General features: G+C 59.6%; 12 protein-coding genes. 4 read left to right on the top strand and 8 right to left on the bottom strand.

From position 1 onward, the window contains the following. Positions 1-57: 57 nt before the first annotated feature. The 4 genes from praB to ACLBW8_RS25455 form a co-directional block, all read right to left on the bottom strand. A complete protein-coding gene (gene praB, locus ACLBW8_RS25440) occupies positions 58-564 on the bottom strand; it encodes an alkane oxidation protein activator PraB (RefSeq protein WP_447806592.1) in 507 nt (168 codons plus the stop codon). A 134-nt stretch (positions 565-698) separates the two neighbouring features. Then, positions 699-1,193: an alkane oxidation protein activator PraA gene (praA, locus tag ACLBW8_RS25445; protein WP_064452134.1), complete on the bottom strand. Its 495-nt coding sequence runs from the start codon at positions 1,191-1,193 to the stop codon at positions 699-701. A 134-nt stretch (positions 1,194-1,327) separates the two neighbouring features. Continuing rightward, positions 1,328-2,608, bottom strand: a complete 1,281-nt coding sequence (locus ACLBW8_RS25450; RefSeq protein WP_262667733.1) for an alkane 1-monooxygenase — start codon at positions 2,606-2,608, stop codon at positions 1,328-1,330. 318 nt (positions 2,609-2,926) lie between these two features. Beyond that, entirely contained in the window at positions 2,927-3,925 is a 999-nt protein-coding gene (locus ACLBW8_RS25455; RefSeq protein ID WP_447806593.1) for an alpha/beta fold hydrolase, read from the bottom strand. Positions 3,926-4,219: 294 nt separating this feature from the next. On the opposite strand from ACLBW8_RS25455, the gene ACLBW8_RS25460 reads away from it, so the two are divergent. From ACLBW8_RS25460 to ACLBW8_RS25470, 3 genes are read left to right on the top strand one after another with little or no spacing between them, the layout of a single operon-like run. Beyond that, positions 4,220-5,758 carry a flavin-containing monooxygenase gene (locus ACLBW8_RS25460; RefSeq protein WP_447806594.1) on the top strand — a complete coding sequence of 513 codons (1,539 nt, stop codon included), beginning with the start codon at positions 4,220-4,222 and terminating at the stop codon, positions 5,756-5,758. Then, the gene (locus ACLBW8_RS25465) at positions 5,755-6,645 is read left to right on the top strand and encodes an SDR family NAD(P)-dependent oxidoreductase (RefSeq protein WP_221294569.1); all 891 of its coding nucleotides are present in this window, start codon (positions 5,755-5,757) and stop codon (positions 6,643-6,645) included. Before ACLBW8_RS25460 ends, ACLBW8_RS25465 begins: the two co-directional genes overlap by 4 nt. A gap of 15 nt (positions 6,646-6,660) precedes the next feature. After that, positions 6,661-7,509 carry a metal-dependent hydrolase gene (locus ACLBW8_RS25470; RefSeq protein WP_447806595.1) on the top strand — a complete coding sequence of 283 codons (849 nt, stop codon included), beginning with the start codon at positions 6,661-6,663 and terminating at the stop codon, positions 7,507-7,509. Here ACLBW8_RS25470 and ACLBW8_RS25475 read toward each other — a convergent pair. Further along, positions 7,506-9,578, bottom strand: a complete 2,073-nt coding sequence (locus tag ACLBW8_RS25475; protein ID WP_447806596.1) for an EAL domain-containing protein — start codon at positions 9,576-9,578, stop codon at positions 7,506-7,508. The two genes, ACLBW8_RS25470 and ACLBW8_RS25475, sit on opposite strands and share 4 nt — an antisense overlap. A gap of 500 nt (positions 9,579-10,078) precedes the next feature. On the opposite strand from ACLBW8_RS25475, the gene ACLBW8_RS25480 reads away from it, so the two are divergent. Beyond that, positions 10,079-10,408, top strand: a complete 330-nt coding sequence (locus ACLBW8_RS25480; protein ID WP_064452127.1) for a DUF6388 family protein — start codon at positions 10,079-10,081, stop codon at positions 10,406-10,408. 7 nt (positions 10,409-10,415) lie between these two features. On the opposite strand, the gene ACLBW8_RS25485 is transcribed toward ACLBW8_RS25480, so the two are convergent. From ACLBW8_RS25485 to tssM, 3 genes are read right to left on the bottom strand one after another with little or no spacing between them, the layout of a single operon-like run. Further along, entirely contained in the window at positions 10,416-11,258 is an 843-nt protein-coding gene (locus ACLBW8_RS25485) for a serine/threonine-protein kinase (RefSeq protein ID WP_447806597.1), read from the bottom strand. Beyond that, on the bottom strand, positions 11,255-11,986 hold the full coding sequence (locus tag ACLBW8_RS25490) for a PP2C family protein-serine/threonine phosphatase (RefSeq protein WP_447806598.1): 732 nt from the start codon (positions 11,984-11,986) through the stop codon (positions 11,255-11,257). The genes ACLBW8_RS25485 and ACLBW8_RS25490 overlap by 4 nt, the downstream gene beginning before the upstream one ends. Next, the gene (gene tssM / locus ACLBW8_RS25495) at positions 11,983-15,360 is read right to left on the bottom strand and encodes a type VI secretion system membrane subunit TssM (RefSeq protein ID WP_447806599.1); all 3,378 of its coding nucleotides are present in this window, start codon (positions 15,358-15,360) and stop codon (positions 11,983-11,985) included. The genes ACLBW8_RS25490 and tssM overlap by 4 nt, the downstream gene beginning before the upstream one ends. Between the last annotated feature and the right edge of the window lie 9 nt (positions 15,361-15,369).

Genomic DNA, 15,369 nt, shown 5'->3' on the forward strand with positions numbered 1-15,369 from the left:
TGCGAGGCACCGGTTTCTCAACGGGTGATCAACCCTTCGTTCTGCAATGCACGCCCGTTATGGGTTAACCGTCAGGCCGGCGGCAGTCGTGGTCAGCGAGACAATGTTGCAGCCGCCGCTCAGCGCCTGGTTGGCAGCGGTCAGCGTGTGAGTCGCAGCGTTCCAGGCCACGCTGATGGTGGACGGGCCGCAGTCAGTGCCTGGAAGTACGATGGTTTTTTTGATGGTGTAACCCACGTTCTCCACTTGGCCTGCAGCGCCGCCCGGCAATGCGGTCAGCTTCCAGCCTGGCGACGGGATGCTTTTAAGGGTTGGCAACGAGCACAGGCCGCCACCGGTCAGGGCAGCATTGTTGATTGTGGCAACACCGCCACTGACATTACCGCTGAAGGTAATGCCGCAGGTCACAGAGCCCCCGAATGAAGACGGTGACTGCACGACGATGGAGCCTGCGGTGGTGGTGAAAGGACCTTCCGGGCTGATCGAAGCCGCAGTGGCCATCGAAGCAGCGCCCATGCAAACAGCCAGAGCAGTCAACGACACGAGAGTTTTCAAGCTTTTCATTGTTTTTCCTCACATGTTATGGCGAGTCATTTCGCCAGGGGTAATGGCCATGAACGAGAAGTCACGGTGAAACTGCAGAACGTCCCTTTCCAGCCAAATTTCAATTCAATTACCGCTGTAGTATTCGGATTCTTTTATTCGACCACTTTGAAGGTGGGCGGCATCTTGATCGACACCGTCTTGATTGTGCAGTCTTCGCCAATCGGTACATTGGCGGCTTCCAACTTGCCGGTGGCGTTATCCCATGTACCGTTGGCCGTGGACGGACCACACTTGCCGCCCAGGCCAAACGCGTGAACATCCACACTGATCTTCGACATGGAGCCGCTCTTGGTATCCTTGGCAACTAATACCCAAGGCAAGTTGATTGCCTCGACACGGCTGCACTTGAGGCCGCCATCGAATTCAACTTTATCGACATTCACCGATGCCCCATCGGCGGCAACTTTGCCGGCCACCTTGATGGTGCAGTCGGCACTGATCAGCGCGCCTTTGGAAAAGCTGATGGGGCCTTGTGCCGTAAAGGCGCTGCCGGCCGGCTCGATACGCGCCGCCTGGGCCTGTTGGTAAACAATCAGGCCCAGGGCGGCCAATACGACATGCGCGGTGAACGTGGCAGGGCTTTGCATAATGTACGTCCTTCCCTTGAAATTATTGTTGTCGGGTCAAACAACTTACTGACCACTCAATCCGTAAAACCTGGGCGATGAAAACCCGCGCGATACACAGATCCCGAGTGACACAACCCCTGTGTTACTTCACATTAGAATGGCGTCGCACTGTGACTGTACTTCTCCAGGTACTTCAACCGTTGGGAAGGTTGAAGATTGGTCAGGGTAATATCCCCGGCATAATGATTGAGTACCCGATGGTCCATGCGGCGCCGCCACAAGTACGGCACGTAGGCCCAGACAATCATGCTCGCGTACCCATAAGGCAATTGCGGTGATTCATCGAAGTGGCGCAACGACTGATAACTACGCGTCGGGTTGGCATGGTGATCGGAATGCCGCTGAAGTTGGAACAGAAAGATATTGGTGACAATTCGGTTGCTGTTCCACGAGTGCCGCGGCGAACAACGTTCATAACGACCGTTGGGCAACTTCTGGCGTTGAAGCCCGTAGTGCTCGACGTAGTTCACCACTTCCAGCAATGAGAACCCGTAGATACCCTGGATAATCAGGAACGGAATCACGGCCGCCCCCAACCAGACAATCATCACACCCCACAACACCACGCTGTACATCCAGGCGCTGAGCACGGCGTTCTTCCAGTGCAAGGCCGGCAGGCCGAGTTTGCGCAAGCGCTCGCGCTCCAGGTTCCACGCCGACACGGCGCTGAACCACACCGAACGCGGCAGGAAGGCCCAGAAACTTTCCCCCAGGCGTGAGCTGGCCGGGTCTTCCGGTGTCGCGACGCGGACATGATGGCCACGGTTATGTTCGGTGTAGAAGTGCCCGTAGAACGTCGGCGCGAGGGTGACCTTGGCCAGGAACACTTCCAGCGGCTTGGGTTTGTGCCCCAGCTCATGCGCGGTATTGATCGCGATGCCAGTGGCTGCCCCCGTGGACATCGCCATGCCCAAATAAGTGAACCAGCTGACCTCGCCGTGCAGCTCAGTGCGCGCGGTAATGAATGCAGCGGTTTTTGCCAAGCCGCTTGCAGGGTCAAGTGTTGCGGTGGCGTGCAGCAAGCCGCCGTTGATGATCCATTCGATCCCACCGGCGGCCAGCCAGCCGGTCATCACCACCGAAGTGATAACAAACAGCACACCGGTGTAGACGATCCAGCGGTAATAGCTTTGGGATTCGAGGTTGCTGACGGCGGATTCGGGTGGGTTGCTGACGTCTTCACCGAGCAGGCCGTCGATCAACGGGATCAAGCCGAAGATCACCAGTACGCCGACCCACCACAGTTGCTGTACACCGGTGGTGATTGCCAGGGCGCCGGACAGCAACGGCGTTGCCAGCGGCAGGATGCCGAGCCACCACAGGTGGCGCTTGCCGTCGGTCCAGACATGTGGGGTGGCCAGGGTCTGATTCATGGCAGCCTCCGCACGCAGCGGCTTGGCAGGGAAAGATTCGCGGCACTCAACAGGGGCACGGAGCGCTGACGGCTCCGAGAATTCAACGATGCGATAAAAGGCGTTTTTTTCATTATTTTATTCGCTCTTAGGCATTTCAAAAACTGTTTCAAATTAGACATTGAAATAATTTTTTTAAATAAATAGCGCGGAATCGTTAGGTCGTCAACTAGTTTCTTGGACCCATCGTCACGTGACTGGGCAGTCTCTTTTTTTGCCGTTTGGTCAGGTGTCTAGGGCAAGCCTTAACGCCATTGAACCGCGAGTCGGGTAGCACAATCATTTGCTCGCCAAGGCAAAGGACGGGCGCAGCACCGCGGCACTCAGGGCTGGCGTGGCCCGCTTGGCGACCTGATCCACCAGCGCCGCCACGCGCTCTGTGGCGGTAATCGGCAGCATATGGCCACGGCCCTCCACCACCTGCAATTTCAGCCCGGGCACCTTGCTCGCCAAGGCTTGGCCGTGCTTCTGGAAATTCAGCACGTTGTCGCGCGCGCCATAAATCAGCCCGATCGGCAGGGTCAATTGCGGGTAGCGGTTGACCATGTCCGGCAGGTCGTCATTGACGAGGTTGATTTCACTGGAGGCGGCGTAGAAGTTGTCAGGACGCATACCGAGCAGCCCGCCGCCGCGCGTGGCGAAGTCAGGTGGCGCGGCATCTGGGGCGAATACACCTTTCACCACCGACCCTTGGGTGAGCAGGCCGACAGGCAAAGTCAGCGTGTGCGATATCCAGCGCCGCAACCACGCCGGGCGCACCGCCAGCGACAGAAAGACCAGCGGCAACATGCGCTGGGGATGGGTCAGCGGCGCCACCAGGATCAACCCGGACACCGCATGGGGATGATCAAGCGCCAGCGCCAGGGATATCGCCCCGCCGAGGGAATGCCCCAGCACCAGCGGTTTATCCAGGTCGAGCGTCTTGATAAAGGCGGCGATTTGTCGGGCCTGGGCCGGCAGATCTGCCGCAGTGCCTGCGTGGCGGCTGGAATAGCCCGACCCCGGACGATCAACCGTGATGACGCGAAAGCGGTCACGCAACTGGCTGGACAAGGCATAGGTCAAATTGCGACTACTGCCCATCAGCCCGTGAATCATCACCAACGGTGGACCCTTACCTTCCTCTACATAGTGAAAGCGCTCGCCATCGACCTCCACGAAGCGCCCGTTGATCGGAACGGCCGCTTCAATGCGCCGCGTCATCCAGGCACTGAAACCCCACAACACAACGCTTGCGGCCACAAGTACACCCGCAGCGACAACCCATTCGACAGCCATAGCTCGGTCCTCTGCTTCCCTGCTGCTGGCGACCTGACCGTTATTGATCAAGGCCTCAGCCATCGTCCACACCCTGGACCTAAACTTCATGCATACCGTGCTCGTCCGTCGGACAAGTCGCACATGCGGAACAAGGTCCTAGCGTAGGCGATATTTTCAGGTAGATTATTTAAAATCTTTTTTAAAATAATTAATTCATTTTTCCTTTGCAATGGTGTTCTATCTAAAAGACACAACAAAAAAGACAGGAGCACACCCGATGCCCGCCCAGCGCTCCCTCTATGAGGCCTGCCTATGAATGCCCACAGTGATTCAATCGACATCGCCATTATCGGTTCAGGTTTCGCCGGCCTGTGCATGGCGATCAAACTCAAGGAAGCCGGGTTCACCGACTTCTTCATCGCCGAGCAGGCCGACACCCTCGGTGGCACGTGGCGCGACAACCATTACCCGGGTTGCGCCTGCGATGTGCAGTCCCATGTGTATTCGTTTTCGTTTGCGCCGAACCCGGACTGGACGCGGCAATTCGCCCCGCAGGCAGAGATCCGCGCGTACCTTGAGCAATGCGCACGGCGTTTCGAGCTGGCGCCTCATCTGCGCTTCGGCATGGGCCTGCAACGTGCGGTCTTTGATGATCAACAGCAACGCTGGCAACTGAGCTTCAACAATGGCCGACAGGTCAGCGCACGGGTGCTGGTGTCGGGCATGGGCGGGTTGTCGCGCCCGGCACTGCCGGATATTCCGGGGCTGGACAGCTTCAAGGGCAAGCGCTTCCATTCCCAGCAGTGGGACCACGCCTATTCATTGAAGGGCAAACGCGTCGCCGTGATCGGCACCGGCGCGAGTGCCATCCAGTTCGTACCGCAGATCGCGCCGCAGGTGGCGCACCTGGACCTGTTCCAGCGCACGCCGCCATGGATCATGCCCAAGCCCGACCGGAACATTTCGCGCATCGAGCGCTGGGCCTTCAAGCACTTGCCGTTCACGCAGCGCCTGGTACGCGGCGCGTTTTACTGGGCACTGGAAGGCCGCGTCGTAGGCTTTGCCCTGCACCCAAAACTGATGAAGATGGTGCAGAAAATCGCCTTGCGCCACCTGCATAAGCAAGTGGCCCGCCCTTCCCTGCGCAAAACACTCACGCCGGACTACACCATCGGTTGCAAGCGCGTGCTGATCTCCAATGACTATTACCCGGCGCTGTCGCGCAGCAATGTCGAGGTGGTAACCGACCACGTACTGCGCATCGAAGCCGACGGCGTTATCACGGCCGACGGCAACAAACACCCGGCCGACTGCCTGATTTTCGGCACCGGTTTCCAGGCCACCGATCCCCTGCCCCGCGACTGCATCATCGGCCGCGACGGCATTGACCTGATGGACGCATGGCGCGACGGCGCCCATGCGTACAAAGGCACCACGGTGCCGGGGTATCCGAACCTGTTTCTGATCGTCGGGCCCAACACCGGCCTTGGGCATAACTCGATGATTCTGATGATCGAGGCCCAGGTCACCTACATCCTTGATGCGCTCCAGCACATGCAGCGCCAACGTATCGCCACGGTTGACGTCAAACCCGACGTGGAACACGCCTACAACCTGCAACTGCAGGACAAACTCAAACGCACCATCTGGAGTACCGGCGGTTGCCAGAGCTGGTACCTCGACCCGCGCACCGGCAAGAACACCACGTTGTGGCCCGGCTCGACCTGGCGCTTCAAGCAAGTCACCCGGCATTTCGCGCTCAAGGACTATGTGGTTGCAATGGCACCGATCCACGCCATCCCCCACGTGATAACAGCGCCAAACGCCACTGCTGAAGGAAGCTTGTCATGAAGTCATTCAACGGCCGCGTGGCGGCTATCACCGGCGCAGCGTCCGGCATGGGCCGCGCGTTGGCCCTGGCGCTGGCGCGGGAAGGTTGCCACCTGGCCCTGGCGGATAAAAACAGCCAAGGGCTGGATCAAACCTTGGCGCTGATCAAGACCTCGACCCTGTCGCCGGTGACGATCACCACGCATGTAGTGGATGTGGCGGACCGCCAGGCCATGGAAGCCTGGGCCGCACGCTGCGTGAGCGACCACGGCCAGGTCAACCTGATCTTCAACAATGCCGGCGTGGCGCTGTCGAGCACGGTCGAAGGTGTGGACTATGCCGACCTGGAATGGATCGTCGGTATCAACTTCTGGGGCGTGGTGCACGGCACCAAGGCGTTTTTGCCGTACCTGAAAGCCAGCGGCGATGGGCATGTGGTCAACACCTCCAGCGTATTCGGCCTGTTTGCCCAACCGGGCATGAGCGGCTACAACGCGACCAAGTTTGCCGTACGCGGCTTTACCGAATCCCTGCGCCAGGAGCTCGACCTGCAGCGCTGCGGCGTGTCCGCCACCTGCGTGCACCCCGGCGGCATTCGCACCGATATCTGCCGCAGCAGCCGCATCGACGCGAACATGACCGGCTTTCTGATCCACAGCGAGCAGCAGGCCCGCGCCGACTTTGAAAAGCTGTTCATCACCGATGCCGACCACGCCGCCAAAGTGATTCTGCAAGGCGTACGCAAGAACAAACGCCGTGTGCTGATCGGCCGCGACGCGTACTTCCTCGACCTGCTTGCCCGCTGCCTGCCTGCGGCTTATCAAGCCCTGGTGGTGTTCGCCAGCAAGCGCATGGCGCCCAAACAGCGCACGCCGGTGTTTGAACCCAACGACGAACCTCGTCTCTGAACAGGAGCACGCACCATGCTACCCATCCGTCGCGATATCCGTTTTGCCTTGCCCGCCGGGCGCATCAAGAACTGGCACGAACAAGGCCCGTTCATCACGCATTTCTTCAATGCGTTGTCGCTGCTGTTTCCCCAGGGCGAGCTGTTTTTCATGGACAGCGTGCGCCATTACCGCCAGCGCATCGACGACCCGGAACTGAAAAAAGAGATCCAGGGTTTTATCGGCCAGGAAGCCATGCACAGCCGCGAACACGTGGCCTACAACGATCTGCTGCAAGCGGCAGGGCTGCCGGCGCATACCCTGGACCGGCGGCTTAAATTCATCCTCGACCTGCAAAAAAAACACCTGCCTGCCTCCTTCAATCTGGCGGTGACCATTGCCCTTGAACACTACACGGCGATGCTTGCGGAAATCCTGCTCAGCGACCCCACGCGCTTTGGCGACTCACTCAAGGGCTACCAGCAAATGTGGTACTGGCACGCCCTCGAAGAAACTGAACACAAAGCCGTCGCGTTCGATGTGTGGAACACCGTGATCAAGCCCGGGCCCGGGCGCTATCTGCTGCGCACCGGCACCATGCTGACCGTTACTGTATTTTTCTGGCTGGTAGTGTTGGATTTCCACCTGCGCCTGCTGATTGCCGACCGCAAGGCCGGTGGGCACCTGAAGGGCTTCTGGCGCATGCTCAAGTTTCTGTACGGCCCCAAGGGAGTTTTCCCACGCATGCTGCGGCCGTGGCTGCACTATTTCAAACCGGGCTTTCACCCCTGGGACCACGACAACCGCAAGCGCCTGGCAAGGATCGACGGGCTGGTCGAAGAGATCGAGCAGACCCAACGCGAATACGCGTCAGCCTCGGTTTAAACCTGAGTTGAGGCGCGCTCGCGGACAAAGCGTTGCAACTGATCGCCGGGCAGCGCCTTGCTGAAATACCAGCCCTGGATAAACAATTCGGGGCCGGTGCTCAAGAACGCCAACTGCTCGGCGGTCTCCACGCCTTCCACCACCACGCCCAGCTTCAGCGCCTCACAGAAACGCAGCATGCCGGTCAGCACCTGCGCCCCCTTGGGGTCGCGCTGGGCGACCACAAAACTGCGGTCGATCTTGATGAAGTCCACCGGGAACTGGTGCAGATAACTCAACGCAGAAAACCCGGTACCGAAGTCATCGATATACACCTTGGCGCCGATCGCTTGCAGTTTCTGGATGGTTTGGCGGGTCACCTGGATGTCACCGACCAACGCATCTTCGGTGATTTCCACCGACACCTGCCCATGGGCCTGCGCGAGAATTTCCACCAGGCGCTCGCCGTAGGCGGCGTCCGTCAGGGTGGAACTCGAAATGTTGATGGTCATGGGCAAGGCGAAACCGTTTTTCTTCCACTTCTGGTACTGGCGCACCGCCTGGGATGCCACCCACACATCCACATCCGGCATCAACCGCGCCTGAGCGAGCCATTGCAGGAACTCCCAGGGTGAGTGCACCGTGCCCTTGCTGTCGCGCGCGCGCATCAGCGCCTCACAGCCGGTACACAGGCCGGTGCGTGTGGAGACCTGGGGCTGGTATTCGAGATAGAACTCATAGTCGCTGATCTGCTGGATGCGGCTCAGTTCGACGGCCTGACGGGCCAGGGTCCGGTGGGACGCCAGCACAGGGTCCAACTCCAGCAGGCGGCCCTTCTCCTCAAGGCCGCGAAAGGTCATGTCCAACGACTTGAGGTACACCGTGCCGCCTTCGCTGGCCTGACGATGAATCGCGCGTACATACGGCGCATACACCAGGGTGCCCAGACACAGCAGCAGCACCTGCAACACCACGGCCGCTAAGTCACCGTGCGTGCTGAGGTAAGCATTTAGCAACACCGGCGCAGTAAACGGCACGCTGGCCACCGCCGGTGACACCCAACCCAGGTGTACCACCGTCAATGCCAACATGGTGTTGAGCGCCGGCACCAGCAGAAACGGGATAAACAAACGCGGGTTCAGGATGATCGGCAAGCCGAACAGCAACACCTCGCTGACATTGAATAACGACAGCGGCAAACTGGCCACTGCCAGCAAACGCATGGACTTGCTTTTGGAGAACAGCAGAATCGCCAACAACAGGCATAACGCCCCGCCAGACCCGCCGATAAACGCGAAAGAACCCAGCAAGCCATTGTTGAGCAGGTACTTGATCGGCTCACCCGCCGCGAGTGCGGCGCCATTGAGCACCACAGCCTGATCCAAGACATCGAACAGCGGCTGCATGGCATACACACCGTGAATGCCGAAAAACCACAGCAGCGAATTCATCAGGGTCACAAACAACCCGCTGCCATAAGGCGATTGCAGCGCATCGAGCACCTGCGGCCCCTGGAGTTGCGCCACATAGGGAATCAGTAGCAGCAACGACAACACCACCACCAATAACAGCGCGGTAATGGCGCCCGGCACCACCATATTGATGGCACCCCGCAGGTTATGGCCGACCAGGTCCTCGTTGACCAGGCGGGTCCAACGAAAACGGTGCAGCCAGGCTATCGCCGGCACATTGAGCAGCGGCGAGGCGATGGCGATGAACAATACGAAGGTGGCCGACGCTCGGGGGTATTCCCGCAAGACAAACGTGGCGACCACCACGTGAGCCAGGCATAAAAAAGCGACAGGTAATTGTGGCAAGCGGTGCTGGATCGCCAGCATGTAACCAATGGAGGCCGCCACCAGCAGCGGAATGACCGAACTGATCTGGTTGTGCAGCCCAGACAGAAAGCCCACCACCTGCGGATCGAACCCCAGCACCCTGGCGCATTCGGACAGGATCAGGAAACCGGCCGACACCAGCAGGCACGGCAGAATCCACAGTAGCCCTTCACGTATGGCGCGCAAAGATTCGGTACTGGCCAAGGCCGCCAGGCGTTGAGTAAGGAAAAGTTTGAACAGCGTTTGCACCATGCCCCGCCCCTCCGCCCATCGCCTTCTGCCGCTAGTGGCAGCCCGGAATTCTCGTGTAACGCTACACGGCCAGCTACCGAGAGCGAAAGGTTTTTGCCGTGCCACCCGCAATTATTCAGAATTAATTTCGGCCCTTGATGCTTGTCGCCTACGGTGAGTGAGCCCATGCTTTGGATGGTTACTCTTGAACGGACTCGAGGCCAGGCCTTGCTCCGTGTGTCTTACCCGACATCCAGGTGCCAGCCCATGCGACGAATACTGCCCCTTATGACCTGTGCGCTGCTTGGTTTTCCTGCGCCGCCATCAACGCAAATGAAGCGAGTTTTCCCGACGCCCACGCCAGCGGTCCGGCCCGCCTCCAATGGAGGGTCGTCGCCCCGACGCCACCGGACCGAACAGTGCGTGTTGAGGCGTGCGTTTTGAAACGATTGCCCGCGACCTGATTGCAAAACCAGCGGCATGACCCCATCTAGTGACCTCACCTAATCAGGAGTAAGCCCTTGTCAGAACCCGGTGATAATCACCAGCGCGCCCTGGACCGTTTCTTGAACGAACACCCGCTGGTGGCCGCAGAACTGGACACCCTCAACCCCTTGGCGGCGCAGGCCAAAGGCGAAACCGTGGCGCAGTACCGCGCCGAACGCCTGCATGAAGCGTTCGAGGCAGAGGCGGAACGTCAGAACCTGTTTGCCTGGGAGCTGACCCTCAAACTGACGGCCGAATCCCATGCAGCCTTCGAAGCCCAGCGCCTCGAAGTGCACAAGGAGGTCGCGCAGATGGCGGGGTTGAGTTGGGATGAGTATTGTCGGCTGCATGATTTGGCCGGTTGACTTCAGGCTACATAAACCAGTGTCGGCGAGAACGCGTCATGACTTCGCCTAACTCCTCGACACTGATGGTTCGGCGTTCAGGGTCCACTGCCAACGCCGAGCGTAACGCCGGCCAGCACTGTGTCGGCAGTTGCCGAGGGCGGTCCGGTCGTTCAGCGGCTCGACGCTCGCCGAGGCGTTTCCCATGGGCCAGTTCATACAGCACGCTCGCCACCCCATACAGGTCAGCGCTCGCCGTGAGCGCACTGCCCGCCAACAACTCCGGGGCTGCATAAGCCGGTGTCCACGCGTTAAAACGGTCACGACTCAAACTCGGCAGCCCTGCCGCAACGTGTGTCGGCGCATGCCCGAGGCCGAAGTCGAACAACCGCACGCCCTCTTCACCCACCATGATATTGACCGGCTTTACATCGCCATGCAGCACGCCCTGTCGATGGACATAAGCCACGGCATCCAGCAACTGCACAGCCATGGGCTGCAGCTCTCGCCAGGGTAAGCCGCCGGGACACTCCAGCAGCAGCCGGTCCAGGGTCATACCCTGCATCAACTCCATGGTGAAAAAGGCGATCTGGCTGCTGATATCCACCTCGAACGCAAACACCCGCACCACATGCTCATGCCGCAGGCTGCGGGTCAGTGCAAACTCGCTGTAAAGCAGCACATGAGCATCGGGGGCCTGCTTGAGACCCTCGCCAAGCACCTTGACTGCCAGACGGGCGCAGGGCTCGCCAAATTGTTCATGCAACAGGTCTCGCGCACGGTAGACCACGCCCATTCCTCCCGCGCCCAACACTCGCTCAAGGTGGTAACGCCCAGCCAGCAAGGTAGGCGTGCCAGATTCGGTGTTCATGGCCGCACCACCACAGCCGTCAGATCATCCCGAGCGGGCCCTCGCAACACCGCCGTGAACAACCGGTCCACAACCTGTTGCGGCGTCCCTTTATCCAGAGCGCTGCCTAGCTCGACATGCGTCAATCCCTGGTACACGCCATCGCTGCACAACAAAAAGACATCGCCTGGGTGTGTGCTCAGTTCCAGCACCTCAAGTTTGAGCGGATGCCGGGCCCCTACTGCGCGTGTCAATGCCCTGGAATCAGGGTGAGCCTGGGCCTGCTCCAGGCTCAACTGCTGTTCATCCATCAATTGGCGAAGCAAGGAGTGATCTCGTGACAACTGATACAGCCGTTGGCGTCGCCACAGATAACAACGGCTGTCCCCCGCCCAAATGCACGCCGCATTTCGCCCATCAAGCAGCAATACCACCACGGTACTGCCCATGGTGTCGTCGCGGCCCTCGACAGTCAGTCTGCCTTCACCGCCCAAACGCCGACTGAGCCCGTGCAGGCATCGCCGAACGGCGTCGATACGCTGATCCAGCGTGTCCTGGGCCGGCAACGCGGCAAGACTGTCGACCACCGATTGGCTGGCCATGTGCCCGGCCCGATGGCCGCCCATACCGTCTGCCACCACCCAGCAACCTTGCTGCGGGCAATCGAGGAACGCATCCTCATTTCGTTGCCTGGCCTTGCCTCGTTCGGAGCGTGCGGCACTGCTTGCAGGAGATGTCGGCGGGCTCATAACTGCTCCGGCAAGCGGAACGTGCGCCACGAGTCCAACTGAAATGGGCTGGGCACGCGCTGGCTGACCAAGACGTAGTTGGCACGCAAACCGCCGAGATCAGACTTGAGTAGCTGCGCATCACGCCCGCTGGCAGGCTCGCTTTGCATCAATTCAAAGAAGCGGAACAACGACCAGGCCCCGCTGTTCTTCTCGATGCCCAACGGCCGCTCCGTTCCCCGCTCCAAAACCAGGCTGCTTCGACCATTGTCCGCCTCGCTCGGCCACTGGAACGCCACGGGCACGATCGGTCCATGACGGTATTCCAGCTGCTGCCCGCCAATGCTCAGTACCGCCCGACTGACCGCCTGGTCCAGGCTGTAGGGTGCCAGCGTAAACCGAACCACCAGCTCGCCTTGGTCCTCGCCGAAAAATCCCCGGCGAATGATCTGCGCTTTGGACAGTTGATCCAGTAACGATCGTGACATCGGCAGGCTTCGGCCATCCAGGCCACGCAACCGGTAGCGTCCACCCTCGACGCTGACAAAAGGCCGAAGGTAACTTTCATGGAACCTTGCCAGCACGCCCTGTGGTTTGAAAAACGCCTGGAAATCGCTCAATGCAACGTCGCTGCCAGCATGGGCATTGAACGGGTAACGCTGGCGGATCGCCTTGGCATAAAGACCATACACTTCACTCTGGTAGCGTTGGTTCACATACCTGTATGCGTCATCGAACAAATGTCGCCAACTGTCGTCGGCAAGGCCTTCGATCCAGCCTTTGAGTGGCAGCGGCAAGCGCGCGGCAATATCACGTAACTGGCCCAACGCAGGTTGTTGCCCTTCCATGCGTCGCTTCACCATCTGAAAGGCTGCCTGCTCCGGTGAACCCTCACGGTTCAGAGCCGCCAGTTGCAGATGCAACGCGTCAAGCTGGCGCAACGCCAGGGTCAACTCCGCCCCCGGGTTTTGCTGTTCATCCAGCAACTGATGCAGGGGCTCGAAGCGACGCTGCAAGGCGCGTCTGGCGCCGTCATCACCTGCCAGGGTCGGCAGTTGACCTGCCAATACATTGCCAGCCGCCGACTGCGCGATTACCGCCGCATCAACCGCCTCGCGGGCCACAGCTGCCAATGGACCTTTAGCGTCTAGCAAGCGGGTATTTTCACGAACCTGCTGTAACAGCAACACCAAGGGCGACTGCGCCGATGTCAGGCTCGCCAGCTGTTCTGTGTTTTCCCTGAGGCTTTCGGTATCGCGCAACCTGATGCGCCCCAAGGCATAGCTCCAGGCGTCGGCATACTCACTGAAATAGCGCTGCTCCAGTTCAATCATCAACCGACGCAAGTCCATCACACTGAGGTCGGTTGCCTGCCCCAGCACCCAGTTATCCTGGACGATCGCATTGATCAGTCGAGGACCCTGCTTGTCGAAATATTGCACATACCGCGTGCTGTAGAATCCGGGAATAGGTTGCTCAGGCGCAGTAAAAACCGTACCGCCCGTTAGACTGTAGGGTTCCAGGTTCAGCGATTGCTCGCGCAACACGCGATACACCACGTCTGCCAGCGACTCCCCACGCAAAGCGTGGCGAGCCTGGGCTACCAATTCATCATTCAGTGTGGCTATGAACGGTTGCTCAAGCAGCCGGCCGAAGTGTTCATTCAAGCGGACCTGCACCGCGGCCTCACCGGCAAAGCGCTCAGACCATCGGCTGGCTACACGCTCCGCCAGCCAGCGCTTATCACGGCGCTCGGGCAGGTTGAGCATCAGGTACGCGCGCAAGTTGTCCAGCAACCGCTCGCGATCCCCAAGGCTGGACCGCACTTGCTCTTCCAGGAGAGACGCGGTTTGGACCATTAGCTGCTGCAGGGCGTCGTCATAAGCACTGACTAACAGTGGGCCAGTCATTTGCCCCTGAAATAACCCCGCTCGCTCAAACACTCGCGCTTCTGTCACGGGAGGGAAAACCCGAGTCGCCTCCAGTCGCTTATCCAAAAGAGGCAACAAGACCAGCGTCTGGTCCGCACCTGCCTCGGCCGGTCTATCCGCCTTACCTAGCTGCGCCAACTGTTGCAAGCGTTGGTGGTTGACCGAATAGCTGTGCATCCAGAGCGCGCCCGCGGTGCCGATGATCAGTGATGCCGCAATTGCCAACCCCGCCTGCCGCCAGCGAATTCGGCGATATTCCTGGGTATGGAGCCCCGCAAGTTCGGCTTCGGCGAAAATCACCTGGTTGAAGAGTCCTTTGACAAAGCGTTCGCGCCGCTCGCCCGCACTGGTCAGATAGAAACCTCGCAAACCGCTGATCCGCTGATTGCGATGGGCGGAGAATGCTACCTCGACAAACAGGCATAAACGTTCGCCAATGCGTGCAACCTGCTGCGGAAAATCAAGCATACAGCCACGGCGTTCGCCGTTGCGCTCCTGGTGCAAGCGCACGATAAGTTCGCCACTCAGCCGCTGCAACAACGTCTCGAACGCCTGACGCACCTGCGCCATTTGGACACCCGTGTTGCTGACGGCGACGAGTTCACCCAGCACGCCGTCCAGATCACTGCCCTGCGGCGTATCAAAAAACTCGGTAAAGCCCGGTATACGGTCAGCTTGGGTCAGCACCAAATAGATCGGAATATCGACGTGCAGCGTCTGCTGAATGTCTTGCAGGCGGCTATGTACCTGCCGTGCGTGGAGCTCCAGATCATGCTCATTGCTACCCAGCAGTGTGTCCACCGATAACGCCACCACCACACCATTAAGTGGACGTACCCGGCGTCTGGACTTGAGCAGGCTCAGCAATGTCGCCCAACCCACGGCATCGACCGAGCTGTCGGGTTGGTCCAGATAGCGCCCGGCGCTCTCAATCAGTACGCCTTGATCAGCGAAGTAGACGTCACAGTAAGCAGTCCTGCCTGCCGGTATCGACGCAGTTTGATTCGGCGGTAGCTGCAACCCGTTCGCTGCCAACAAACAGGTCTTGCCACTACCCTGCTGCCCGATCAGCAAGTACCAAGGCAACTCGTTGCGCGAGCGCACGCTACGCCCAAAGTACCGGCGGGAAGTTTTCAAGGTTTGCAGCGCGTCCTTGAATCGGCCGCGCACGTGTCTGCGCTCATCCTCTACCAACCCCTGATGTTGAGTTCGCGTCTGGTTTTCGAGTGTTCCTAGACGGGCCGTATGGCGTGCACCCGCAATGACCATCGCCAGTCCCCACAGCAAAAACAGGCCACTTATAGTTAAAAGTCGCGCCGTAGAGCTTTGCCAGAACCGATGGTCATCCACGGCCAGCAACGGCCCGAAAAACCACACGAGGCATGCGCTGGAAAGCACCAGCAACAAACTCCATACCCAAACTATGCGCAGCGCAGTGCCCGCGCCCTTGAAGAATGCGTTCATTCAATATTC

This window comes from Pseudomonas sp. M5A4_2d (assembly GCF_053345295.1).

What these genes read in the sequence shown, in the direction of transcription:
- praB (WP_447806592.1), bottom strand. Translation starts at nt 564, where the DNA reads ATGAAAAGCTTGAAAACTCTCGTGTCGTTGACTGCTCTGGCTGTTTGC.
- ACLBW8_RS25475 (WP_447806596.1), bottom strand. Translation starts at nt 9,578, where the DNA reads ATGGTGCAAACGCTGTTCAAACTTTTCCTTACTCAACGCCTGGCGGCC.
- ACLBW8_RS25455 (WP_447806593.1), bottom strand. Translation starts at nt 3,925, where the DNA reads ATGGCTGTCGAATGGGTTGTCGCTGCGGGTGTACTTGTGGCCGCAAGC.
- ACLBW8_RS25490 (WP_447806598.1), bottom strand. Translation starts at nt 11,986, where the DNA reads ATGAGCCCGCCGACATCTCCTGCAAGCAGTGCCGCACGCTCCGAACGA.
- ACLBW8_RS25460 (WP_447806594.1), top strand. Translation starts at nt 4,220, where the DNA reads ATGAATGCCCACAGTGATTCAATCGACATCGCCATTATCGGTTCAGGT.
- ACLBW8_RS25465 (WP_221294569.1), top strand. Translation starts at nt 5,755, where the DNA reads ATGAAGTCATTCAACGGCCGCGTGGCGGCTATCACCGGCGCAGCGTCC.
- ACLBW8_RS25450 (WP_262667733.1), bottom strand. Translation starts at nt 2,608, where the DNA reads ATGAATCAGACCCTGGCCACCCCACATGTCTGGACCGACGGCAAGCGC.
- ACLBW8_RS25470 (WP_447806595.1), top strand. Translation starts at nt 6,661, where the DNA reads ATGCTACCCATCCGTCGCGATATCCGTTTTGCCTTGCCCGCCGGGCGC.
- tssM (WP_447806599.1), bottom strand. Translation starts at nt 15,360, where the DNA reads ATGAACGCATTCTTCAAGGGCGCGGGCACTGCGCTGCGCATAGTTTGG.
- ACLBW8_RS25485 (WP_447806597.1), bottom strand. Translation starts at nt 11,258, where the DNA reads ATGAACACCGAATCTGGCACGCCTACCTTGCTGGCTGGGCGTTACCAC.
- praA (WP_064452134.1), bottom strand. Translation starts at nt 1,193, where the DNA reads ATGCAAAGCCCTGCCACGTTCACCGCGCATGTCGTATTGGCCGCCCTG.